This window comes from Thermus sp. KWY1, from assembly GCF_057547025.1.
In genome coordinates this window covers 102,604-125,774 of record NZ_BAAJPG010000010.1, presented here as the reverse complement: position 1 = coordinate 125,774, position 23,171 = coordinate 102,604, and the positions used below count along the sequence as shown (strand labels likewise).

Annotated in this window: 22 protein-coding genes and 1 tRNA gene; 16 read left to right on the top strand and 7 right to left on the bottom strand. The window is 65.4% G+C overall.

The window, feature by feature from the left end:
- The first annotated feature begins 152 nt into the window (after positions 1-152).
- The 9 genes from AC27GT_RS03055 to murJ all read left to right on the top strand — a co-directional run bounded on the left by AC27GT_RS03055 (position 153) and on the right by murJ (position 9,180).
- On the top strand, positions 153-1,289 hold the full coding sequence (locus tag AC27GT_RS03055) for a hypothetical protein (protein WP_487223533.1): 1,137 nt from the start codon (positions 153-155) through the stop codon (positions 1,287-1,289).
- A 4-nt stretch (positions 1,290-1,293) separates the two neighbouring features.
- Entirely contained in the window at positions 1,294-1,893 is a 600-nt protein-coding gene (locus AC27GT_RS03050; RefSeq protein WP_287930389.1) for a hypothetical protein, read from the top strand.
- Positions 1,894-1,900: 7 nt separating this feature from the next.
- Complete coding sequence (gene hisD, locus AC27GT_RS03045; protein ID WP_287930390.1) at positions 1,901-3,139, top strand: histidinol dehydrogenase; 1,239 nt, start codon at positions 1,901-1,903, stop codon at positions 3,137-3,139.
- Positions 3,136-3,933, top strand: a complete 798-nt coding sequence (locus AC27GT_RS03040; protein ID WP_487223532.1) for a helical backbone metal receptor — start codon at positions 3,136-3,138, stop codon at positions 3,931-3,933. The genes hisD and AC27GT_RS03040 overlap by 4 nt, the downstream gene beginning before the upstream one ends.
- A 35-nt stretch (positions 3,934-3,968) precedes the next feature.
- A complete protein-coding gene (locus tag AC27GT_RS03035; protein ID WP_487223531.1) occupies positions 3,969-5,276 on the top strand; it encodes a S8 family peptidase in 1,308 nt (435 codons plus the stop codon).
- Positions 5,277-5,311: 35 nt separating this feature from the next.
- Positions 5,312-6,466, top strand: a complete 1,155-nt coding sequence (locus AC27GT_RS03030) for an LCP family protein (protein WP_487223530.1) — start codon at positions 5,312-5,314, stop codon at positions 6,464-6,466.
- 14 nt (positions 6,467-6,480) lie between these two features.
- Positions 6,481-6,568, top strand: a tRNA-Leu gene (locus AC27GT_RS03025).
- Between the two features lie 43 nt (positions 6,569-6,611).
- Entirely contained in the window at positions 6,612-7,703 is a 1,092-nt protein-coding gene (locus AC27GT_RS03020; RefSeq protein WP_487223529.1) for a hypothetical protein, read from the top strand.
- On the top strand, positions 7,693-9,180 hold the full coding sequence (murJ, locus tag AC27GT_RS03015; protein WP_038068755.1) for a murein biosynthesis integral membrane protein MurJ: 1,488 nt from the start codon (positions 7,693-7,695) through the stop codon (positions 9,178-9,180). Before AC27GT_RS03020 ends, murJ begins: the two co-directional genes overlap by 11 nt.
- Here murJ and AC27GT_RS03010 read toward each other — a convergent pair.
- The 7 genes from AC27GT_RS03010 to AC27GT_RS02980 all read right to left on the bottom strand — a co-directional run bounded on the left by AC27GT_RS03010 (position 9,131) and on the right by AC27GT_RS02980 (position 16,820).
- On the bottom strand, positions 9,131-11,494 hold the full coding sequence (locus AC27GT_RS03010) for a tetratricopeptide repeat protein (protein ID WP_487223528.1): 2,364 nt from the start codon (positions 11,492-11,494) through the stop codon (positions 9,131-9,133). The two genes, murJ and AC27GT_RS03010, sit on opposite strands and share 50 nt — an antisense overlap.
- A 3-nt stretch (positions 11,495-11,497) precedes the next feature.
- Positions 11,498-13,396 (bottom strand): AMP-binding protein, encoded by a 1,899-nt coding sequence (locus AC27GT_RS03005; RefSeq protein ID WP_487223527.1) that lies wholly within the window; start codon positions 13,394-13,396, stop codon positions 11,498-11,500.
- The gene (locus tag AC27GT_RS03000; protein WP_487223526.1) at positions 13,397-14,233 is read right to left on the bottom strand and encodes a serine/threonine-protein kinase; all 837 of its coding nucleotides are present in this window, start codon (positions 14,231-14,233) and stop codon (positions 13,397-13,399) included.
- The gene (locus tag AC27GT_RS02995) at positions 14,226-14,900 is read right to left on the bottom strand and encodes a metal-dependent hydrolase (RefSeq protein WP_487223525.1); all 675 of its coding nucleotides are present in this window, start codon (positions 14,898-14,900) and stop codon (positions 14,226-14,228) included. Before AC27GT_RS02995 ends, AC27GT_RS03000 begins: the two co-directional genes overlap by 8 nt.
- Before the next feature lie 21 nt (positions 14,901-14,921).
- The gene (locus tag AC27GT_RS02990; protein ID WP_487223524.1) at positions 14,922-15,293 is read right to left on the bottom strand and encodes a DUF3809 family protein; all 372 of its coding nucleotides are present in this window, start codon (positions 15,291-15,293) and stop codon (positions 14,922-14,924) included.
- Positions 15,290-15,499, bottom strand: a complete 210-nt coding sequence (locus AC27GT_RS02985) for a DUF3248 domain-containing protein (RefSeq protein WP_015716772.1) — start codon at positions 15,497-15,499, stop codon at positions 15,290-15,292. The genes AC27GT_RS02990 and AC27GT_RS02985 overlap by 4 nt, the downstream gene beginning before the upstream one ends.
- 175 nt (positions 15,500-15,674) lie before the next feature.
- Positions 15,675-16,820 carry a 23S rRNA (cytosine(1962)-C(5))-methyltransferase gene (locus tag AC27GT_RS02980; RefSeq protein ID WP_487223523.1) on the bottom strand — a complete coding sequence of 382 codons (1,146 nt, stop codon included), beginning with the start codon at positions 16,818-16,820 and terminating at the stop codon, positions 15,675-15,677.
- 101 nt (positions 16,821-16,921) lie between these two features.
- Here AC27GT_RS02980 and AC27GT_RS02975 point away from each other — a divergent pair, with 101 nt between their 5' ends.
- Genes AC27GT_RS02975 through AC27GT_RS02945 form a run of 7 tightly spaced genes read left to right on the top strand, consistent with a single transcriptional unit; the run spans position 16,922 to position 23,166 of the window.
- Positions 16,922-17,236, top strand: coding sequence for a V-type ATPase subunit subunit G family protein (locus AC27GT_RS02975; RefSeq protein WP_015716774.1), 315 nt, complete (start codon positions 16,922-16,924; stop codon positions 17,234-17,236).
- Positions 17,233-19,191, top strand: a complete 1,959-nt coding sequence (locus AC27GT_RS02970) for a V-type ATP synthase subunit I (protein WP_487223522.1) — start codon at positions 17,233-17,235, stop codon at positions 19,189-19,191. The genes AC27GT_RS02975 and AC27GT_RS02970 overlap by 4 nt, the downstream gene beginning before the upstream one ends.
- Positions 19,192-19,203: 12 nt before the next feature.
- Positions 19,204-19,503 carry a F0F1 ATP synthase subunit C gene (locus AC27GT_RS02965; protein ID WP_126170547.1) on the top strand — a complete coding sequence of 100 codons (300 nt, stop codon included), beginning with the start codon at positions 19,204-19,206 and terminating at the stop codon, positions 19,501-19,503.
- Positions 19,504-19,558: 55 nt separating this feature from the next.
- Positions 19,559-20,125, top strand: coding sequence for a V-type ATP synthase subunit E (locus AC27GT_RS02960; RefSeq protein WP_273103868.1), 567 nt, complete (start codon positions 19,559-19,561; stop codon positions 20,123-20,125).
- A gap of 3 nt (positions 20,126-20,128) precedes the next feature.
- The gene (locus tag AC27GT_RS02955; protein ID WP_370533698.1) at positions 20,129-21,100 is read left to right on the top strand and encodes a V-type ATPase subunit; all 972 of its coding nucleotides are present in this window, start codon (positions 20,129-20,131) and stop codon (positions 21,098-21,100) included.
- A 2-nt stretch (positions 21,101-21,102) separates the two neighbouring features.
- Entirely contained in the window at positions 21,103-21,417 is a 315-nt protein-coding gene (gene atpF / locus AC27GT_RS02950; RefSeq protein WP_172640102.1) for a V-type ATP synthase subunit F, read from the top strand.
- Positions 21,418-21,429: 12 nt separating this feature from the next.
- Positions 21,430-23,166, top strand: a complete 1,737-nt coding sequence (locus AC27GT_RS02945) for a V-type ATP synthase subunit A (RefSeq protein WP_487223521.1) — start codon at positions 21,430-21,432, stop codon at positions 23,164-23,166.
- The last annotated feature ends 5 nt before the right edge of the window (positions 23,167-23,171 follow it).

Genomic DNA, 23,171 nt, shown 5'->3' with positions numbered 1-23,171 from the left:
TTTGGGAGATTATATAGCCGGAGGGAAGGGCAAAGCCAGGTAAAGGGCGACCCTTGGCAAGGCCCAGGGCTGGGCGGGTTATCGAGGGATTCCTGGTGCTTCCTTGGGGACCTCGAGGGCCAGCGTAGGTTAAAGTGGCTATACTTGTAGGGATGGAGGTTTTGGGTAACTATTGGCTGCGGCGCATTCTTGCCCGTATTGCTTCCGTGGTCGTTTACGAAGGCCAGGATACCCACACCGGGATGCCGGTGATGGTGCTCAAGGGAGCCCAGGGAACGCCAGCTTTGGGGGAAGGAGTGCTTCCCCTTTTGGAGGAAACGCCGGAGGCCTGGGTGCTGGAGTGGCCCATCGGGGCGGTTCCCTTAAGCCAGTACCTGGGGGTGGCGGATCTGGAGCGCCTGGAGCATTGGGTAAGGGAGATGGCCCATATTCTGGCGTCCTTGAAGGCCCAGGGGGTGTCCCATGCCCCCATCCCCGAGCTTTGCCTGGTGAAGGGCAAGCGGGTGTGGCTGGCCGGGGTGGGGCTTAAGGAGCTTTCCGGGGAGCCGGAGAAGGCCCTTGCCGCTTTGGCTCGAGCCTTGGCCGGGGAGCGCTATCCCGAGTTTCCCTTAAGAGAAACCTTGGAAAGGATTGAGGCCAAGGAGGACCCCCTGGAGGTTCTTTTCTCCGAGCCCGCCCATGGTGTACAGGAGGCCGAGGCCCTGACCCCGGAGACCCCTGGCCAGGAAGCTCAGCCCTTCCAGGAACCCTCCTCCAAGCCTGAGGAGGCGCCCTCCAGGCTCCCTTCCACCTCGCGGAAGGTGCTGAGCGTGGACCCGGTTCCCGAAGCCTCAAATGGCCAGGAGGTGTCTCCAACCAAGGAAACCACGCCCCCCGAGGGCAAGACCCCAAGCCGGCCCCGGGTCATCCGCATCGAGGAGCCCGAGGAGCCTCCCTTTACCGTGGTGGAACCTCCGCGGCCCAGAAGGCGGACCTTGCTTTTGGGGCTTCTGGGCGCCGTGGTGCTTTTGGGTCTGGCCCTTTTGCTCCTTCGCCCTTCCTCCCCTTCCGGAGGGGGCTACGTGATGGAGTTCCGCACCGATCCCCCCACGGAGCGGGCGGAGGTGTTTCTCCTCGAGGCGCCGGAGGGTTCCAGGATGGCGCCCGGCCAGCTGCTCCTCACCGCTCCAGGCCGGGCGGAGTTTGACCAAAAGGGGGTATACCGCTTGCGCATCCGGGTGGCGGGCCGCGATCCCGTGGACTACCTCCTGGAGGTGCCGGGTCCGCCCCTGGTCATCAAGGTACGCTAAGGCCATGACCGAGCACCCCGCCGTTTACGTGTACCGTTACTTCTTCGCCGGGGAGGAGGCGGGGGAGGGAAGGTTGGAGGTGCGCCCCCTGCCGGAAGGGGGCGTGAAGGCCACCCTCACCGCCGAGGTGAACCTGCCCCTGCCCAAGACCCGCCAGCGCTGGCAGACGGAAACGGACGCCGAGGGCTTCTCCCTGTACTTCGCCGAGCGGGTGGAGGGGCGGGAGAGCCGGGTCTTCACCGTGGAGAGGCTGGAGGAGGAAGGAGTGGTGCTGGTCACCCAGGGCAAGGAGAGCGTGGCCCTGCCCTTCGTGGCTCCCTACCACGACCCCCTCTCCCTCCTCCTGGCTCTGCCCCGCCTGGCCCTGGAGCCGGGAGGGGTGGCCCGCTTCCCCATGCCCGGGGGGCGGGTGTACGTGGAAAGGCTTGCGGACCTCGAGGTGAATGGGCGCATGCGCAGGCATTACCGCCTTCGCCCGGGGCTCACCCTGGTGGAGCTGGAGGAAGGGCTTCCTGCAAGGATGGCCCAGCAGGTGCAGGACCATGTGTTTGAGGCGGTGCTCGAGGGGGTGGAGGAGGTGAAGAGGCGCCGCCGCTGGGTATAGTGGAGGCATGATCTACCGCGCGGAGGAGGTGAGGGAGCGCTTCGCCCGTCGGGGCCTTTCCTTTGACCCCACGGTGGAGGAGATCGTGCGGGGTATCCTGGCCGCGGTACGGGAGGAAGGGGATGCGGCCTTGGACCGCTTCAGCCTGGATCTGGACGGCCACCCCGTGGAGGAGATTCCCAAGAAGGCCTGGCGTCAGGCCTACGAGGATCTGGACGAGGAACTCAGGGACGCCCTGGAGACCGCCAAGGAGCGCATAGAGGCCTTCTATCGGGAAGAGGCCAAGGGGGGATTTTTGAAGGCGGATGCCAGCGGCCTTCTCGGCCAGCTGGTCCGCCCCCTTTCCCGGGTGGGGGTGTACGTCCCCGGGGGGAGCGCCCCCCTTCTTTCCAGCCTCCTCATGAGCGTGGTGCCCGCCAAGGTGGCCGGGGTGGCGGAGGTGATCGTGGCCAGCCCCCCAAGGGTCCACCCCGGGGTGCTGGCTGCCGCCTGGGTGGCGGGGGCGGATCGGCTTTTCGCCATGGGTGGGGCCCAGGCCATCGCCGCCCTAGCCTACGGCACCCAGCGGGTTCCCCGGGTGGACAAGATCGTGGGGCCGGGCAACGCCTACGTGGTGGCGGCCAAGCGGCAGGTGTTCGGCACCGTGGGGCTGGATGGTCTTGCGGGACCCACGGAAACCCTTATCATCGCCGACGGTTCCGCCTCTCCTAGGCTTCTCGCCGCTGACCTCTTGGCCCAGGCGGAGCATGGCCCTGACTCCGAGCCCTGGCTCCTCTCTCCCGACCGGGCCCTCCTGGAGAGGGTGGAGGCAGAGCTTTCCCGCCAGCTGGAGGGCCTGCCCCGGGCGGAGATCGCCAAGAGGGCTTTGGAGCGAGGGGGCCTGGTGCTCACCCAGGACCTCGAGGAGGCCCTGGAACTGGCCAACCTCTATGCCCCCGAGCACCTTTGCCTGGCCCTGGCGGATCCCCTGCCCTGGCTGGGAAGGGTGCAAAACGCCGGGGGGGTCTTCCTGGGGGAGGGTAGCCCCGAGGCCCTGGGGGACTACATCGCCGGGCCCAGCCACGTGATGCCCACCTCGGGCACCGCCCGCTTCCAGGGGGGGTTGGCGGTGCGGGACTTCTTGAAGGTGATCCCCGTGATGGGCCTAAGCGAGAACGCGGTGAGGGACCTGGCCCAGAAAGGGGCGCTTCTTGCCCGGGCTGAGGGCCTCGAGGCCCACGCCCGTTCCCTGGACCTTAGGCGATGAAGCTCTTTCACGAGATCCTGGGCCCCGTGGAGCTTCCCGACCGGTTGGAGCGCATCGTCAGCCTGGCTCCCAACGTGACCGATGCCCTTTTCGCCCTGGGGGTGGGGGAAAGGGTTTTGGGCCGAAGCGCCTTCTGCCACCGCCCGGCGGAGGTCCTCTCCTTGCCGGTCCTGGCTTCCTACACCAAGACCCGCACCGAGCTTCTTCGGAGCCTGAAGCCCGATGTGGTCCTCCTTTCCACCGGGGTGCAGCGGGATCAGGCTCTGCGGCTTAAGGAGGAGGGCTTTCCCGTCTACGCCCTTCCCCTGCCCTTAAGCCCCTACGGCATCCTGGAAAACCTCTCCACCTTGGGGCATCTTCTGGACCTGGAGGAGAGGGCTTCGGAGCTCGCCCACCAGCTTGCCGAGCGGTATGGCCGCCTCAAGGGGCGGTTTGACTTGAAGGTCTACTTTGAGATGGACCTGGGCGGGCCCATCACCGTGGGCCGGGGGAGCTATATCGCCCAGGCGCTTTTGCACCTGGGGCTTAGGCCCATCTTCCTGGATGTGCCCCAGGCGTATTTCCCGCCGGACCTCGAGGAGGTAAAGCGCCGCAAGCCTGACCTTTTCCTTTACGAGCCCAAGCCCTGGGGCCGGAATCCCCTGGAGAAGGCCCACGCCCTGGCCAGGGAAAGGGGCTGGGACCTCCCCGTGGTGGCCACGGACGGGGACGAGCTCGCCCACTACGGGCCCATGTTCTTCGCCTTCCTGGAGAAGCTGGCCGACCGGGTGGCGGAAACCTTAGGCCAAAGTTAAGAAAACCCGGCTTCGGAGCGTGTAGAGTAGGGGCCATGAAGCGAGTTCTTTTCCCAGCGCTCCTGGCAGCCACGGCGCTTCTCCTCACGGCGTGCCCCCAAACGCCTCCTCCGCCCCCGCCTGTAAATCCTTCTGGGTGCCCAGTTGGGCCTCTTTCGGTACAGGCGGAGGAACCTCTAAACCTTCAGGGACTTGGCAGGTTTGAGGGAGAGTATGTGCCTGGGGAGCTTTTGGTCTTGCCCAGGGCAGGCCTTAGCGTCCAGGCTTTAAGGGCAGAAGGGGTTGAGCCTTTAGGAGCCTTACCCCGGGGGCTTCTGCGGGTGAAGGTGCCTCCTGGTCAGGAAAAGGCCCGGGCCCAGGCCCTTCTTCGGGCTGGTGCCCAGTATGTGCAACCTAACTACCTTTACCGTCCTTTGACGTTGCCTAACGATCCTCTTTATCTCCCCAATCAAAGGGTTTATCTGAACGGTTTGGTGGGCCTCGAGGTTGCTTGGGACATAAGCACTGGCCGGGGTTGCCCGCCCCTTGTTGCAGTTCTGGATACTGGAATGCTTCCTCATGACGATGTGCAGGCTAGCTTTTATCTCCCCCAAGGGGTGAAGCTAGATGTAGCCGACGATGATGCTGACCCTACCGACCGTACGACGGGGAATACTTTCGGACACGGCCTTATGGTAGCCAGTATCCTTGGGGCTCAGACCAACAACGGTCGAGGAATGGCTGGGGTGACTTGGGGCAGATACGTGGTTCCCATCAAGGTATTTAAGGATGGTGCCTCAGAAACTACCACCGCAGATATCGCCAAGGGGATGGACCTAGCGCGGATACTTGGGGCCAGAGTTGCTAATCTTTCTCTGGGTGGGAAAAATACCTCGGATCCTGTTCTTGAGAGTGCTATTTCTCAGGCCCGGGCTAGTGGTGTTGTGGTGGTGGCGGCTGCGGGAAACGATGGAACCTATGGGGTATTCTTCCCGGCCAGCTTGGCAGGCGTGATTGCGGTGGGAGCAGTGGACAACACAAAGCAGCGGGCTAGTTTTTCCAGCTATGGCCCCGAGCTTGACCTTGTGGCCCCTGGAGTGAACGTACTGGTGGCTGGGCCAAGCGGGGACTATCTCCTGGGTAGTGGAACTTCCTTTTCCAGCCCGGTAGTGGCCGGGGTGGTGGCCCTTTACATGAGTGGGTACGCCAGTGAGCGGAAGGCATGGCCCACCCCGGATCAGGTCTATCAATGCCTAACTGGGACGGCTGAGGACCTTGGTGCCTCAGGTCGGGACGTCGAATACGGTTTTGGCCTGGTCCGTGCGGACCGGGTGATGACGGACACCACTTACTGCTTCCCCTAATCCGCCTCACCTCAGGGGTTGTATGCTAAGCCCCCGTGCGGCGGTTGCTTCTCCTCCTGCTTTTGGCCTTGTTGGTGGCCGTGGGGATATGGGTCTACCCCTTGTTGGGCCCCGTGGTGCGTCACGGGGCCCTGCCAGCCCCCGAAGGGTTGAAGGCCCCCCTCACGGTGCTGGTCTACGGCTCCAGCCCCGAGTACTCCGGCTACCACCGAAGGGCCCCGGAGCGCTTCCGGGGCCTGGCGGATACTATCCTCCTGGTGCGCCTGGACCCTGGGGCCAACCGGGTGGTGGTCCTTTCCATTCCCCGGGATGTTTGGGTAAATCTTCCGGGCTACGGCTGGCATAAGGTAAATGCTGCAAGCCCCCTGGGGGGACCGGACCTGATGAAGGAGGCCGTGGCCCGCATCACCGGGGTGCAGGCGGACCGGTACGTGGTGGTGAGCACGGAGGCCCTCCGCCGGGGGGTGGACGCCTTAGGGGGAGTTAGGGTCTGCGTGGAGAAGCCCATGCGCTACCGGGATTCCGCTGCGGGGCTGGACATCGACCTCGAGCCGGGCTGCCGGGTGCTGGATGGAAAGAAGGCGGAGGGGTATTTGCGCTTCCGCAAGGATGCCCTGGGGGATATCGGGCGGATCCAGCGCCAGCAGGCCTTCTTTCACGCCCTGAAGGAGCAGGTGCTTTCCCCCTCCGGCTTGCTCCGCCTGCCCCGTGCGGTGGCGGCGGTGGAGCCCTACTTCCAGACCGACCTTTCCCGCGAGGAAAAGGGAGCCATCCTGGGCTTCGCCATGAAGCAACCCCACCTGGTAAGCCTCCTTTTGCCGGGGAACTTCGGGGCAGGGGGTTGGAACGTGGACGAGGAGGTCCTGCGGCAGCTTTTGGCCGTTTACTTTGATGGGGAAGCGCCGGGGGAGAAGGGGGAGCTTACGGGGCGGCTGGTGGCCCTGGTCTATGGTCCCGGGCAGGAGGCCCTGGTGGAAAAAGCCCGCACGAGGCTAAGGGAGCTAGGCCTGAGGGTGATCCTCCACCCGGTGGACCTGCCTCCTTCCCGCACGGAGGTGTTGGAAAACGGGCCTGGTCTCCTGGCCCAGGCCTTGGGGGAGGCGTTGGGGGTGCCCTACCGCATCTCCGGGGAGGCGGTTTTAGGGGCCGACCTCACCCTGCGCCTTGGCGCCGAGGCCCCCTTTTTGTAGTATGGAAGGCGCCCGCCGGGGTGGCGGAACGGTAGACGCTGCGGACTTAAAATCCGCTGGGGGGTTACCCCCGTACGGGTTCGAGTCCCGTCCCCGGCACCAGAGGGGCCCCGGGTTTCCCGGGGCTTAACCTTTCAGCCTTGATATGCTTAGGTTCGTGGGCGTTCTCACCCGCTATTTGGAAAAGTCCATGGCCCAGGCCCGGTACGACCTCCTGGGCCCTGGCCGTTTTGTGGCCGAGCTTCCCGAGCTGGGCCTGCGCGTGGAGGCTTCCCACCTCGAGGCCGCCCGGGAGAGCCTGCAGGAAGCTCTGGAAGCTTGGCTTTTGGATACCCTGCGTGCGGGCCTTACCCCGCCGGGGCTGGAAGGGGCGGAGGATCCCGTGCGCACCCGTTTCCTGGCCCTGACCCGGGAGATCTGGCGGCTTTTCAAGGAATCCGGGGAAGTGGAGGGGGCGAAGGCGGGGGCAGTTCCTGCCCCGTCCACCCGGGTGCAGGAGCCCTCGAGGGCAAAAAAGGCACCTTCGCTGGAGGAATGGCTGAAGGGCCTGGGCATCCAGGTGGTGAAGAAGCCCCAGGAAGAGGAGGAGAAGGAGAAGGTCCTGACCCGCCTGGCCCTGTTCCTGGGGGACCGCTACCCCAGCCTGGAAAAGCTTTACGAGCGCCTCAAGCAGAGCCTTTCCACCAAGCGTCAGTTCGAGCTTTCCCTTTCCGAGGCCACCCAGGAGGAGATCGCCAACTCCACCCAGTTCTGCACCATGCTCAAGCAGTATGCCCTCCTCACCTCCTACCACTACAAAAGCGAGGAGCGGCGCATCCGGGCCAAGGCCAGCACGGAGGGGTGGGTACAGAACTTCCTCACCGGGGGCTGGCTGGAGCGGTACGTGGCGGAGCGGCTTCGCAAGTTCCTGCGTTCCCGCAACCTGGCCCACGAGGTGGCGGTGGGCTACCAGGTTACCCTGCCCAACGGGGACACCATGGAGCTGGACGTGCTCCTCAGGGTGGGGGAGCGCTTCTTCTGGTTTGAGGCCAAGACGGGGGACTTCCAGGCCCATATCGCCAAGTACGCGGGGCTGAAAAAGGTCCTGGGGCTTTCCGCCAGGGAAAGCTTTCTGGTGCTTTTGGGCATGGACAAGGCCCGCGCCAAGGAGCTTTCCGCCCTCCATGGGCTCACGGTGGTCAACCAGGCGAACTTCTTGGACATCTTCCAGGAGGTGCTGGAGGGGAATGCTGCGTAAGGTCCTCCTGGTCATGGGGGGCACCCTGGCCTCGAGGGTCTTGGGCCTGGTGCGCCAGGCGGTCTTCAACGCCCTGTACCCCGACGCCCTGAAGGATGCCTTCAACGTGGCCTACCGGGTACCGAACCTCCTCCGGGAGCTTTTGGCGGAGGGGGCGGTGCAAAACGCCCTCATCCCCCTCCTGAAGAACCTGCCCGAGGAGGAGGCCCGGTCCTTTGCCCGGCGCTTTGGGGCGTTTCTCTTCGGGGTGAACCTCTTGGTCCTGGGCCTGGGTTATCTCTTGGCTCCCTGGGTGGTGAACCTGCTGGTGGCCCAGGAAAGCCACCTCCGGCAGGGGGAAGCCTTGGGGCAGGTGGTCTACCTCACCCGGCTTCTCTTGCCCTTTCTCCTGGGCATCTCCATGGCTGCTCTTTTCTCCGCTCTTCTTCAGGCGGAGGAGCGCTTCCTGCCCTACGCCCTGGGACCCATTGCCTTCAACCTGGTGGCCATCGGCCTCATGGCCCTCTTCCCCGGGGACCCCACCTTCCTGGGGCTTTCCGTGGCCCTGGGGGGGCTGGTCCAGGCCCTGGTGCAGCTTCCCTTTCTCAGGAACTACGCCCTGGAGTGGCGCTGGCACCGGGCCATTGCCCCGGCCCTCCTGCGCATGGGGCCCTTTGCCTTCACCACCTCCCTGCGGCAGTTTCTCAACCTGGTTCTCACCCACATCCTGACTCGCTACCCCCCGGCGGCGGTCACGGGGTTCTACAACGCCGAGGTGATCTTCCAGATGGTCCTGGGGCTTTTCGCCACCTCGCCCGCCATCGCCCTTTTTCCCCGGATGAGTGCCCTGAAGGGCGAGGAGCTGGCCCGCTTTCTTACGGGTCCCCTGAAGCGGCTTACCCTCCTTCTTTCCCTTCTCGGGGGGATGCTGGTGGCCCTGGCTCCCTTCGTGGTGGTCTTGCTCTTCGGCCTCTTTGGCCCCCTTACCCCGGAGAACCGGGCGTACAGTACCCAGGTCCTCGCCGCCTTGGGGTTTGCCGTCCTGCCCTGGGGGGTGAACACCCTGCTCCTCAGGGGGCTCTATGCCCTGGGGCGGATACGGGAGGCGGTTTTCGCCAGCGCCTTGGTCTTCCTCACCAACACCCTGGGGTACTGGCTTCTCAAGGATGCCGGGCTTTTCGCCCTGAACCTGGCCACCGCCCTGGCGGGGTACTTGGGGCTTTTCCTTTACCTTCGCCTCCTTAAGCGGGAGGGGGTGGGGATTCCCGAGCTACCCGGCTTCCTTCTAAAAGCCTTGCTGGCAGGGCTTCCCGTGGCCTTGCTCGGGTGGATTCTTGGGTGGGTCTTCCCCGTGGCCCAGGCAGGGGAAGCCCTTTTGCCCCTCCTGCTTGGGGGGGGTTTAGGGCTTGGGGTTTTCCTGCTTGCCGCTTGGCTTCTCGGCCTCCCCCTTAAGGCCCTCCTTGCCAGGACTCCCGCAGGCGGAAATAAAGGGGTTTAAGCCTGAGGGTAAAGGCTGGTTCCTCCCAGGTGGGCCAGGTGAAGGTGAGGGGTGGGGTACCCGGTAGCCACAGGCCGATTCCCCCTATGGAAAGGGGCTCGGGGGCGTACCAGGCCAGGCGCTGGCTGGGGTCGGCGATGAGGAGCATGCCCCAGGGGATGCGGATCTCCAAGAGCCCATCCTCCCCCAGGGCGAAATCCGCCATGGGGTCCCGGGCCCCTTCGGGGTCCAGGCCCCGCCTTAGCTGGCCCAGCTCGTACACGATGCGGGGGTAGTCGGTGCCGTCCCGGCCGGTGCGCCGGCGGTTGGGCTCGAGGAGGAAGGGTACAAAGGGTCCGGACCCGGGCCGCGTGGCCCCTCGAAAGTGGAGGTATTCCGTCCCCGGCAGACCGTGGTCCAGCTCTTGGAAGGGATAGTACCCCTTCTCCACCAGGAGCCTTCCCCCCTCGGCGTTCACCTCCAGGAAGAACTCCGCCCCAAACCCCTCCGTCACCGCCACCCCGCCGGGCACGGTGTCCAGGTAAAGCCTCAAGGGTAGGGGTCCCCGGTAGAGGAGCCAAAGGTACTCGGGGTCCGCATGGGCTTTGAGGAAGCGTGCATCCCCCTGGAGGAGAAAGGGTATGCCCTCCCATTCCCCCGCTTTCCCATCCAGCCGGAAGGCTTCCCTGGCGGTGGCGGCCAACAGGCCGTAGTTTTCCTCGGGGTCCAGGATGTTGTGCCAGAAGGGGTTGCGACCCGGGACTTCCCATTCCATGAAGAGCCAGTTTCGCTTAAACCACTCGTCCATGAGGGCAAACACCATTCCCCCTGCCAGGTCCAAGGAGGCGATGTCCTGCCAAAGGGTTAGAACCTTTTCCGCCTGCTCGGATTCGGAGTGCCCGCCGTGGTGGAGGCCCTCGGGATGGAAGTGGGCGATGCCCCGGCTGCTGGGCAGGCCGAACTCGGCGATGAGGAGGGGCATCTCCCCGTGGTGGGCTTTCAGGCGGGCCAGGTAGTTGCGGTAGCGGTTGGGGGCCAGGTCCCGTTCGTTGACCAGGAAATCGGGGTAGTAGGGATAGACGTGATAGGCGGCAAAAAGGCTTACGGGGCTACCGGGGACGGGCCTTAAGTGGGTGGGATCCAGGGTGACGGTGTCCTCCTCGTGGAGGGGCCCTGGGCGGGGAGGTTCCACCTTTTCCCCACGGGCTCGGCGGATAACGTATTCCTCCGGGTGGGAGGCCTCGCTTTCCCAGCGCAAGGGGTCCAGGGTGGGCCAGTTGACGAAGCCCATGGGCCGGAGGGTACCGTAGGCCTCCTGCTCGTAGGTGGCCAGGCGGTCCAGGACCTCGGCCAGGTAGGCTTCGAAGGGGCTTGCCTTTGGGGAGGCCTCGAGGAACCTGCCCCGGTAGGTGCGGCCCGGGTGGCGCCGGTTATAGGCTTCCACCGAGTAGGGCTCGAACTCCCGCCCCACCAAAAGGCCCATGACCCAGGGGGAAACATCCGCGGTGTAGTCCCCATGGGCGTGGCCCGGACGGGGTGGGCGGCTGAGGTTTCCGTGAAGGGCGTCCAGGACCTCCCGTCCTTCCAGAAGAAATTTCTCCAGGAAAGGTCCTTCCCAATCCTCGTAACCCTCCTCTTCCGGAAGCTCGGTCCAGACCCCTTGAAAAAGGTATAGAGGCCGGTCCTTATGGAGGCGGTTGTGGCCCAGAAGGGCTCGGTAGAAAGCCGGGGGCAAAAGAGTATAGGTGCGTATCGCATTGGCCCCCATGGCGGAAAGGAGCTCCAGCCAGGCCCGGTAGAGGGCTTCTTCCCCGGGAAACTCTGCGGGAAAACGGCCGGGCAGGGCTACCCCCAGGTTCACCCCCCGCACCTGGAGGGGCTTCTCCCCGATCCAAAACCTTGCCTTTTCCGCACGGAAAGGCGGTGGGTTCTTGCGGGCCTTTGGGGTGGGGGCGGGGGGTGGGGGCATGCCCTTTAAGATCTCCTCCGCATCCCGGTAGCCCTGTCTTAAAGCCCAGTCCAGGGCGCTTCTGGCTCCTTCCCAGTCCCCCAACGCCCTCAGGACCAGGCCAAAGCCGTAGAGGGCCTCACCACCTCCCTTCGAGGTGCCCACCAGGCGGCTAAAGGTGAAGAGGGCTTCCTCCGGGCGTCCTAAGCGGTACTGGGCAAAACCCGCAAGGAGCAAGGCCTCCTCCGGGGGGTCGTAGCCCTTGAGAAGCGGGTCAAGCCGGGCCAGGACCCCAGCCATATCCCCTTGGGCGTAGAGCCTGCGAGCGTCCTCCAAAGGCGTGGCCAGGGCAAGGCCCAGGAGAAGAAGAAGGCTTAGGGTGCGCACGGGCTAGCTTTCCCGGGAGGCCTGGCGGATGGCCTCCACCGCCTCGGGGTTCTCCAGGGCCGAGAGATCCCCGGGATCCTGGCCCAGGTAGACCGCCCGCACCACCCGGCGCATCACCTTGGCGTTTCGGGTTTTGGGCAGGTCGGGGACGAAGAGAACCCTTTCCGGCTTTAAGGGTTTGCCCAGGGCTTCCGCCACCCGGTCGGCCACCGCCTGGGCCAGCTCGGGGCTAGGGGAGAAGCCGGGCTTCAACACGGCGAAGAGCACGATGGCCTCCCCCTTGACCGGATGGGGTACCCCGATGGCGGCGCACTCCTTGAGGGCGGGGTGGGCGATGGCGGCGGTTTCCACCTCGGCAGGCCCCACCCGCTTGCCCGCCACCTTAAGGGTGTCGTCGCTCCGGCCCAGGATGAAGAAGTGGCCTTCCTCATCCAGAAGGGCCAGGTCCCCGTGAACCCAAACCCCGGGGACGCGGGAGAAATAGGTGTCCAGGTACCGGGCCTCGTCCTGCCAGAACCCCTTGGTCATGCCGGGCCAGGGCTTGAGCACCGCAAGCTCCCCCACCTGGCCCACCACGGGTTTCCCCTCCGGGTCCAGCACCGCCGCGGCCATCCCGGGCACGGCGGTGTTGAAGCCCATGGGCTTGATGGGTTTGACCAGAACATTGCCCAGGATGCCCCCGGAAACCTCCGTCCCCCCCGAGTAGTTCACGATGGGCCGCTTTTCCTCCCCCACCGCCCGGAAGAACCAGAGGTAGGGCTCGAGGTTCCAGGGCTCCCCGGTGGAGCCGAGGACCCGGAGGGAGCTGAGGTCGTGGGCCCGGATGGGCTCCTCCCCCAAGGGGATCAAGGCCCGCACCAGGGTGGGGGAGAGGCCCAGGTGGGTGAGGCGGTGGGCCTCCACCATTCGCCAAAGCCGCTCCGGTCCCGGGTAGTCGGGGGCGCCGTCGTAGAGGAACACCGTGGCCCCCAGGATCAGCCCTCCCAGGATGGCCCAGGGCCCCATCATCCAGCCCAGGTCCGTGAACCAGAAGAGGCGATCCCCTTCTCTCAGGTCAAAGAGAAGGGCCAGGTCAAGGGCGGCCTTGAGGGGAAAGCCCGCATGGTAGTGGACGGTTCCCTTGGGCCGGCCCGTGGTGCCGGAGGTGTAGATGAGCATGAAGGGGTCCATGCTCTCCATCTCCTCCGCGGGGAAGGGCTCGCCCCTTAAGGATGCGTAGTCCAGTTCCCCGGCCTCCAGGGGCAGGCCCAGCCGGCGCACCACCAAAAGATGGGGGGTTTCCGCCAGGGCCTGGGCCCTACGGGCCTCGAGGAGGAGCTCCACCCTTCTTCCCCGGCGGTGGAAGCCATCCTGCACCGCCAAAAGCTTGGCCTTGGCGTCCTTAAGCCGCACCGCCGCCGCCTCGGCGGCGTAGCCGGAAAAGATGGGGATGGCGATGGCCCCAAGCCAGGCGGTGGCCAGGAGGAGGATGGCCGCCTCGAGGCCCATGGGGAACCACAAGCCCACCCGGTCCCCTCGCTCCACCCCCAGGGCCCGAAGCCCTGCCGCCACCCGTTCCACTTCTTCTAAAAGCTCCCCGTAGGTGAGGGTGTGCACCCCACCCCCCTCGGTTTCGTGGATGAGGGCTAAGGCGGTGGGCTCGTGGCTGAGGGCCGCCTCCACCAGGTTGAGCCGCCCCCCCACGAAGAAGCGGGGAAGGGGAAACCCCCCTTCTATGACCCGCTCGTAGGGTTTGCGCCAGGGTAGGCCCAGGTGGGTGAAAAACTGGTGGTAAAAATCCTCGAGTTCCTCCACGCTATAGCGGTAGAAAGCCTCGTAGTCCCGGAAACCCAGGGCCTCCATGAATCGGAAGAGCCTGGTGGCCTGGATCTCCTCCGGGTTGGGATACCAGATGGGCTCCATCTATTTCCTCCAAAACAGTCGGAAGAGGATGCCTTTGCGTTTGCTTGGGGCCTCCACATTCGTTTGGCCCTTGGGGTCTTTGAGCACCTCCACGAAACCCTTGATGTCCAGGCGCTCCTCAGGAGTTTTGGCCAAGAGGCGCCTCAAGGCCTTGTCCAGCCTGGGGGGAAGGGAAGTGGGAGGGGGAGGCAGGAGGAGGTGGGCGTTGCGGAGAGCTTCCAGGGTTTCCCCCCGGAAGGGTCGCCTTCCCGTGAGGAGTTCGTAGGCCATCACCCCAAAGCTGTAGGCGTCGCTTTTGGGGCTGGGCTTGGCCCCCAGGAAGAGCTCGGGGGCCAGGTAGTGGGGGCTTCCCGCATACTCCAAGGAAGCCTCTGCCAGGGGGCGCACGGTGCCCAAGTCCCCGAGCTTGTAGCCTTCTTTGCCCACGAACACGTTGGAGGGCTTCACATCCTGGTGGAGGAAGCCCTTTTCGTGCAGGAAGAGCAAGGCCTGCCCCACCTGCAAAAGCGCCCGCATGGCCTCCTCCTGGCTCAGGGGACCCTTGAGGAGGCGTTCCTCCAGGGTGCCTTCCTCCAGGTACTCCAGGGCCAAAAAGGCTTCCTCGCCGAAGGGTATCCCGTAAAGCCCCTGCACCAGGTGGGGGTGCTTCAGGGAAAGGCTAAGGGAAACCTCCCGGGCAAACCGCTCGGCAAGCCTGGGGTCCTGCCTTACCTCCTTGCGGGGAAGCTTGAGGGCTACCTTTTGCCCATCGGGAGCCTCCGCCAAATAGACCTGGGCGGTCTGCCCCAAACCCAGGAGCATGTGCAAGCGGAAATCCTTTCGCTTCAGGCTAGTCAAGGACCAACACACCTCCCGGTTTCAGGGCATGGCCCTCCACGCCCTTTTCCTTGGCTTTCTCGGCGAAGGCATCCCCGTCCTGACGGATGGGGGGGAAGGTGTTGTAGTGGATGGGCACCACCCGCTTGGGTTTTACGAGCTCCAGGGCCTTTAGGGCGTCTTCCGGTCCCATGGTGAAGTGGTCGCCGATGGGCAGGAAGGCCAAGTCCAGGCCCAGCTCCCCGATGAGGCGCATGTCGGAGAAGAGGGCGGTGTCCCCAGCATGGTAGATGCGCTTGCCGCCAAGTTCCACCACCACCCCCATGGGCATGCCCCCGTAGGTGCCGTCGGGGAAGCTAGAGGAGTGCCAGGCGGGGAACCATTTGAGCCACCCTCCGGGGAAGCGGTAGGTGCCCCCGATGTTCATGGGCACCGCCTTGGCCCCGTGCTTCTCCGCATAGGTGGCGATCTCAAAGGTGGAAACCACCGTGCCTCCTTTCTTGGACAGGGCCACGGCGTCGCCGAAGTGGTCCCCGTGGGCGTGGGTAACCAGGATGAGGTCCGCCTGCACCTCCCCCACCCCCACCGGGGCCACGGGGTTCCCGGTGAGGAAGGGATCGATGACCACCTTGGTCTTGCCGTCGGAAAGCCAGACCGCCGAGTGGCCCAGGTACCGGATCTCCAGCATAGGCACCTCCTTTAAGAGGCACTATACCGGAGAGGAGGGCATTTGGGAAAGGGACCGCTCTAGGCTTTTATAGAAGAGGAGTTCCAGGATGCGGCCAAAGGCCCGCTCCCCCCAGGTTTGTCCCTCGGGGAGGACCAAACTGAGCTCCAGTTCCAGCTCCAGCCCCTTCGTGCCCGAAAACACCCGGCCCTCCACCTTGAGGGAAGGTGGAGGGAGGAGCTTGGCCTCGAGGTTCTCTCCTCTAAGCCTCGAGGCGAAGGGAAGGGCCACCTCCCCCAGCACGGGGTTTTCCTGCCGGAAGACCCCACGGACCTCGTTTCCTTCCAGCTGGAGTTCCAGGGGTAAACCCTGGGAGGGATGGCCGTTTAGGACGAGGTGCAGCCTGGCCTTCATCCTTCCACCCACTCCACCCGCACCCGGCCTTCCTTGGCCAGGCGGGCCACCTCGGCATCGGGGATGTTCAAAAGCCTGGGCAACTCCCGGAAGCGGGGTGTGGCCGAGGCCAGGCCCACCCGCACCACCAGGACCTCTTCCTCCTCGGCCCGGCCGATCCGCCAGACCAGGTGCTGGCCCAGGGCTTCCAACAGGTCCTTCTCCACCCCCTTAGTCTATCCCGGGGTGGCCTTGGGGGATAATGGATGGGGATGCTCCTGGAGGTGGCCTACTGGCCAGCAGGGCCCTTTTCCCGGGGAAGACGGGCTTTGGTCCTCCACCTGGAGAACGGGGAGGGAGTACCCCTTCCCGTACCCGATCCCGAGGCCCTGGCGGCCCGGATCAGAGAACTTCTAAAAGGGCGAACTTCAGGTAGTGGGTTTCAGGGTGGTTGAGGAGGATGGGATGGTCCCATCCCTGCCCTCGTTTCTCCACCACCCTCAGGCTGCGGTGGGCGTCTTCTGCGGCCTCGGCGAGCATCTGGTAAAAGAGGGGCTCGGTCAGGTGGTGGCTGCAGCTGCTGGTGGCCAGCAGGCCCCCTTCCTTGAGGAGCTTGATGGCCCGGAGGTTCACCTCCTTGTAGGCCCTGTAGGCCCTTTCCAGATCCTTTTTCCCCTTGGCAAAGGCGGGTGGGTCCAGCACGATGAGGTCAAACCGCTCCCCTGCCTTTTCCAGGGCCCTCAGGTGGTCGAAGGCGTTGGCTTCCACCGTCTTGAGGGTAAGCCCATTCAGCCTGGCGTTTTCCTCCGCCTGCCTCAGGGCCTCGCCGGAGCTGTCCACGCTGATCACCTCCTTGAAGCCCAAGGCCAGGTGGAGGCCGAAGCTACCCGCATAGCTGAACACGTCCAGGGCCCTTTCCCCACGGAAGCGTTCCATGAGGATCCGGTTGTCCCGCTGGTCCAGGTAGGCCCCGGTTTTCTGGCCTCCCGTGAGGTCCACCAGGTAGCGTATCCGGCCCTCCTTCACCGCTACCCGTTCGGGGGCGTAGCCCAGGAGGGGCCGGACGTAAAGGGGGAGACCCTCGAGTTCCCGGACCCTGGCGTCGTTTTTGGCCAGGAGGCTTTGGGCCAGGGGTTTGAGCCTCTCGGCCACCTGGGGCAAGAGGGCTTCCCAGGCGTAGGCGGTGGTCTGCAGAACCAGGTGGCCGGCGTAGTAGTCCAGCACCAGACCCGGCAGGAAATCCCCTTCGGCGTGGGCCAGGCGGAAGCCTCCTTCGGGCTCCTTTTCCAGCGCGGGGAGGCGCCGGGCCAAGGCTTTGTCCAGGTTGTCCAGAAGCGCCTCCGCCGGGTCCCTTGCGGGTCGGAAGCGGTAGGCCCGCACGCTTAGGTCGCTGGTGGGGTTGAAGAGGGCTAGGGCCAGAAAACGCTTGCCCCAGTAAACGGGGTAAAGGCCCGGCTCCTCGGGGCCCGAAATCACATCGCGGCGAAAGACCCAAAGGTGCCGGGCCAGTAGGCGCTGGGCTCCTTTTTCGTTGACGAGAATCCGCATCGCTTAAGTATACTTAAGCGGGGTTGGTTGACGTTTGCCCCAAAGGCCGGTATCCTGTCCGGCGGGCGCAGTTTGCGCATCTTTTCACGAAGGGAGGGGCGATGGGAGGCCTGGGACTTATCAAGAGCCTGGCGGAAAAGGAAAGGGAGCTGCTGGCCCGCCTCGAGGCCGCCAAGAAGGAGGCCGAGGCCCTGGTGGGGCAGGCCGAGGCGGAGGCCAGGGCCCTTCTGGAGGAGGCCGAGGCCAAGGCTAAGGCCCTGGAGGCCGAGTACCGGGAACGGGAGGCCAAGGAAACGGAGGCCATCCTGGCCCGCTACCGGGCCCAGGCGGAGGCCGAGGCTAAGGCGGTAAAGGAGAAAGCAGGGGCCCGGTTGGAGGAGGCCGTGGCCCTGGTTCTTAAGGAGGTTTTGCCGTGATCGCCCCCATGGAGAAGCTGGTCCTGGCCGGGCCCAAGGCCAAGGCCCAGGAGCTTCTCCACAGCCTCCAGCAGGCGGGGGTGGTCCACCTGGAAACCCTCCGGGTGGAGGAGCTTGCCGAGTACAGGCTTTCCCAGGAGGAGCGGGAGGAACTCAGGCGCTGGGAGGGGGTGGCGGCGGGAGCCGAGCATACCCTCACCCTCCTGGGCCGGGAGATGGAGCCCGCAAGGCCCTTCCCCGATGGGCTAGAGGCGGCGGAAAAGGCCCTTTCCCCCATCCAGGCCCACGCTGAGGGCCTCGCTCGGCAGAGGCAGGAGCTGGAGGAGGAGCTTGCCCTGGCCCAGGCCTACCTGGAACCCTTGGAGAAGCTTGCCGCCATGGCCCAGGGACTGGACCGAAGCGCCCTCTTCCGGGTGGTGCCTTTTTTGATCACGGAAAAGGAGCTTCCCCTGGTGGAGGAGGCCTTGAAAAAGGCCCTGGAGGACCGGTTCATCCTGGCCAGCGAGCCCTACTCCAAAGGGGTTGCCGGGCTTCTCGTGGTGCACCGGAAGGACCTCGAGGCGGCCAAGGCTGCCCTCTCCCGGGCCGGGGTGGCGGAGCTCCGCCTCCCTGGCAACTTCGGGGATCTTCCCCTAAGCGAGGCCACCCGCCGGTTGAAGGAGCGGGCCGAGGCTGCTCCCAAGGAGCTTTCCGAGGTGCGCCAGGCCCTTTACCGGCTGGCCCAGGAGGCAGCCTCTACCCTGCAAAGCCTCTGGACCAGGGCCAAGGACGAGGCGGCCCGGCTTAAGGCCTTGGAGGAGCTGGCCTCGGGCCGGTTCGGCTTCGCCCTTTTGGGCTACGTGCCGGTGAAGGCCAAGGGCCGGGTGGAGGAGGCCTTGGCCCGCCACAAGGACCAGGTGATCTACGCCTTTGAGCCGGTGGACGAGCACCACGAGGCGGATCGGGTACCCGTGGCCCTGGACAACCCTCCTTGGGTCAAGCCCTTCGAGCTTCTGGTGAGCTTCCTCAACACCCCCAAGTACGGCTCCCTGGACCCCACCCCGGTGGTGCCCCTCTTCTTCCCCTTCTGGTTTGGCATGATCGTGGGGGACATAGGGTATGCCCTTCTTTTCCTGCTCCTCGGGCGCTGGCTTTCCGGGTTCGTGAAACGGAATGAGCCTCTGGTCATCGACCTTTTCGCCCTGAGGCTCAAGCCCGCCGTCATCGGGAAGCTGGTCTACATCCTTAACTGGATGGTCTTCTGGACGGTGGTCTGGGGCTTCGTCTACGGGGAGTTCTTCGGCACCTTCCTGGAGCACCTGGGGGTGTTTGGCACCCCCGAGCACCCGGGTCTCATCCCCATCCTCATTCCCCGCATCGACACGGCCAAGACCGCCAACCAGCTCATCCTCCTTTCCGTGGCCTTCGGGGTGGTCATGGTCTTCTGGGGCCTGGCCTTGAGGGCCTACCTGGGTTTGAAGCACCACCACATGGGCCACTTCTGGGAGGGCGTGGGGTACCTGGGAGGCTTGGTGGGCATCCTGGCCCTGGCGGCGGGGTACCTGGGGAACCTCCAGGCCGGGTGGCTGTCCGGGCTCATGTACCTGGGCTTTGGCGTGTTCTTGCTTGCGGTTCTCATGAGCCGTATGTGGCTCATGATCCCGGAGATCTTCACCCAGGCGGGGCATATCCTCTCCCACATCCGTATCTATGCGGTGGGGGCTGCTGGGGGTATCCTGGCGGGTCTGCTCACCGATGTGGGCTTCGCCCTGGCGGAGCGGATCGGGCTTCTGGGCGTGCTTCTGGGCATTGGGGTGGCGGGGGTTTTGCATCTCCTGATCCTGCTTCTCACCACCCTGGGCCACATGCTCCAGCCCATCCGTCTTATCTGGGTGGAGTTCTTCACCAAGTTCGGTTTCTACGAGGAGAACGGCAGGCCTTACCGGCCGTTCAAGAGCGTCCGCGAGACGCTTTAGGGAGGGAAAGAGATGAAGAAGCTTCTGGTTACGGTTCTGGTGGCGGTTTTCGGCGCTCTGGCTTTTGCGGCGGAGGAGGCGGCGTCCTCCGGGGGCTTGGACCGAGGCCTTATCGCCGTGGGGATGGGCCTGGCGGTAGGCCTGGCGGCTTTGGGCACCGGCGTGGCCCAGGCCCGCATCGGTGCGGCGGGCGTGGGGGCCATCGCCGAGGACCGGAGCAACTTCGGTACCGCCCTGATCTTCCTCCTCTTGCCCGAGACGCTGGTGATCTTCGGCCTTCTCATCGCCTTCATCCTGAACGGCAAGCTGTAAGGGGTTTTTAGGGCCCTGCCCCTTGTGGGGTGGGGCCTTTTTCCAAGGAGGGCAGATGTCCAAACTGGAAGCCATTTTGAGCCAGGAGGTGGAGGCGGAGATCCAGGCCGTCCTGCAAGAGGCCAAGGCCAAGGCGGAGGCCTTGAGGTCCGAGGCCAAGGCCAAGGCGGAGGGCTTGCTTTCCGCCAGAAAGCGGGCCCTCGAGGCCGGCCTGCAGGCCGCCATCCGCCGGGCAGAAAGCGCCGGGGAACTCCTCCTGGCCACAGCCCGTACCGAGGCCAAGGGGGAGGTGCTCTCCCAGGTGAAGGCCAAGGTGGAGGAGGCCCTCAGGGCCTTGCCGGATAGCCCCGACTGGCCTCAGGTGTTGCGGAAACTGGCCGAGGAGGCCCTTGCGGCCTTGGGCGAGCCGGAGGCCCTGGCCTCCCATCCGGACAATCTTCCGCACCTCGAGGGTCTGGCGCGGGAGCGGGGCCTGGAGCTTAGGGCCGACCCTGCCTTGCGCCTTGGGGTGAGGGCCATCGGCAAGGGGGGCAGGACCCAGGTGGAGAACGCCCTGTTAAGCCGTCTGGAACGGGCCTGGGATGCCCTTTCCTCCAAGGTGGCCCAGGTGGTGTGGGGCTAGGACATGGCGGACGACTTCGGCTACCTAAACGCCCGGGTGCGGGCCAGGAGGAGCACCCTCCTCAAGGAGAGCTTCTTCCAGGAGGCCTTGGACCTTTCCTATCCCGATTTCCTGCGCCTGCTTTCCGAGAGCGTCTACGGCCAGGACCTGGCCGGCCAGGGCCTTCCCGAGGTGGACCGGGCCATTGCCCTCACCCAGGCCCGGTTGGTGGGGGACCTGGCGGGGTTGGTCACGGGGGAGGCTCGGGAGGCGGTGCGGCTTCTCCTCCTCAGGAACGATCTCACCAACCTCCAGGCTGTTCTCCGGGCCAAGGCCACGGGGAAGCCCTTTGAGGAGGTGGTGCTTCTCCCGGGTACCTTAAAGGAAGCCCTTTGGCGGCAGGCGTACGAGGCCCAGGATGCGGCGGGGATGGCCCAGGTGCTTTCCGTGCCCGGCCATCCCCTGGCCCGGGCCTTAAGGTCGGTGCTCCGGGAAACCCAGGATCTGGCGCGCATCGAGGCCCTTTTGGCCAAGCGCTTCTTTGAAGGGGTGGCCAAGGCTTCTAAGGCCCTGGAGGAGACGGCCTTGAGGGATTACCTAGCCCTAGAGGTGGATGCGGAGAACCTGCGCACCGCCTTCAAGCTCCAGGGGCAGGATGTGCCGGTGGAAACCGTCTTCATACGGGGTGGGCGGTTCGTGGACAGGGTCCGCTTCGCCCGGCTCCTCGAGGGGGATTACGCTGTCTTGGACGAGCTTTCGGGCACTCCCCTCGCCCCCTTAGCGGGCGCTCGGGACCTCAAGACCCTGGAAAGGCGGCTCAGGTGCCTCCTCCTGAAGGAGGCCGGGAAGGGAGCCGCCGACCCCCTGGGCGTGGGATTGGTGCTGGCCTATGTGAAGGAGCGGGAGTGGGAGGCCGTGCGGCTTAGGCTCCTGGCCAGGCGGGCCTACTTCGGGCTTCCCCGGGCCCAGGTAGAGGAGGAGGTGGTCTGCTCATGAGGATCGCCGTGATCGCCGACCCCGAGGCGGCGCAGGGGTTTAGGCTGGCGGGCCTCGAGGCCTACGCCGCCACCTCGGCAGAGGAGGCCCGGGCCCGGCTGGAAAACCTGGTCCAGGCCGGGGGGTACGCCCTGGTGGCCGTGGACCAGGGGCTTTTGCCGGAGCCGGAAAAGGCGGTGGAGCGGCTCATGCGGGGCAAGGACCTTCCCGTGCTCCTGCCCATAGCCGGGTTGAAGGAAGCCTTCCAGAACCCCGATGTGGAGGGGTACATGCGGGAGCTGGTCAAGCGGACCATAGGCTTTGACATCAAGCTGTAGAATGGAGGGACGATGATCCAGGGCGTGATCCAGAAGATTGCGGGCCCGGCGGTGATTGCCAAGGGCATGACCGGAGCCCGCATGTACGACATCTGCAAGGTGGGCCACGAGGGCCTGGTGGGGGAGATCATCCGCCTGGACGGGGATACCGCCTTCGTTCAGGTTTACGAGGATACCTCGGGGCTCAAGGTGGGGGAACCTGTGGTGTCCACGGGCCTTCCTTTGGCGGTGGAGCTGGGCCCCGGGATGCTGAACGGCATCTACGACGGCATCCAGCGCCCCCTGGAGCGCATCCAGGAGCGGACCGGGATCTACATCACCCGGGGGGTGGTGGTGCATCCCCTGGACCGAGAGAAGAAGTGGGCCTGGACCCCAAAGGTCAAGCCGGGGGATGAGGTGAAGGGGGGCATGGTCCTGGGCACCGTGCCGGAGTTCAACTTCACCCACAAGATCCTGGTGCCCCCGGATGTGAAGGGCCGGGTCAAGGAGGTGAAGCCCGCCGGGGAGTACACGGTGGAGGAGCCGGTGGTGGTCCTGGAGGACGGCACCGAGCTCAAGCTCTACCACACCTGGCCGGTGCGTCGGGCTCGCCCCGTCCAGCGCAAGCTGGACCCCAACACCCCCTTCCTCACGGGGATGCGCATCCTGGATGTCCTCTTCCCCGTGGCCATGGGGGGCACTGCAGCCATCCCCGGGCCCTTTGGTAGCGGAAAGACCGTGACCCAGCAGGCCCTGGCCAAGTGGTCCAACGCCGACGTGGTGGTCTACGTGGGTTGCGGGGAGCGGGGCAACGAGATGACCGACGTCTTGGTGGAGTTCCCCGAGCTCACCGACCCCAAGACCGGAGGGCCTTTGATGCACCGCACGGTGCTCATCGCCAACACCTCCAACATGCCCGTGGCTGCCCGCGAGGCCAGCATTTACGTGGGGGTCACCATCGCCGAGTACTTCCGCGACCAGGGTTTCTCCGTGGCCCTCATGGCGGACTCCACCAGCCGTTGGGCCGAGGCTCTGCGGGAGATTTCCAGCCGCCTCGAGGAGATGCCCGCGGAAGAGGGTTACCCTCCTTACCTGGCTGCCCGTCTGGCCGCCTTCTACGAGCGCTCCGGCAAGGTGGTCACCCTGGGGGGCGAGGAGGGAGCCATCACCATCGTGGGGGCAGTTTCCCCTCCTGGCGGCGACATGTCCGAGCCCGTCACCCAGTCCACCCTGCGCATCGTGGGGGCCTTCTGGCGGCTGGATGCCTCCTTGGCCTTCCGGCGCCACTTCCCGGCCATCAACTGGAACGGGTCCTACTCCCTCTTCACCCCGGCCCTGGACCCCTGGTATCGGGAGCATGTGGCCCCCGACTACCCTGAGCTTCGCGACGCCATCTCCGAGCTCCTGCAGAGGGAAGCGGGCCTGCAGGAGATCGTGCAGCTGGTGGGTCCCGACGCCCTCCAGGATGCCGAGCGCCTGGTCATCGAGGTGGGGCGGATCATCCGCGAGGACTTCCTGCAACAGAACGCCTTCCACGAGATCGACGCCTACTGCTCCATGCAGAAGGCCTACGGAATCATGAAGATGATCCTGAGCCTCTACAAGGAGGCTGAGGCGGCCATCCGGCGAGGGGTTACCGTGGACGAGATCCTGCAGCTCCCGGTGATCGAGCGCATCGGCCGGGCCCGCTACGTGAGCGAGCAGGACTTCCCCCGTTACTTTGAGGAAGCCATGCGGGAGATCGAGGGAGCCTTCAAGGCCTTGGCCTAGGGGAG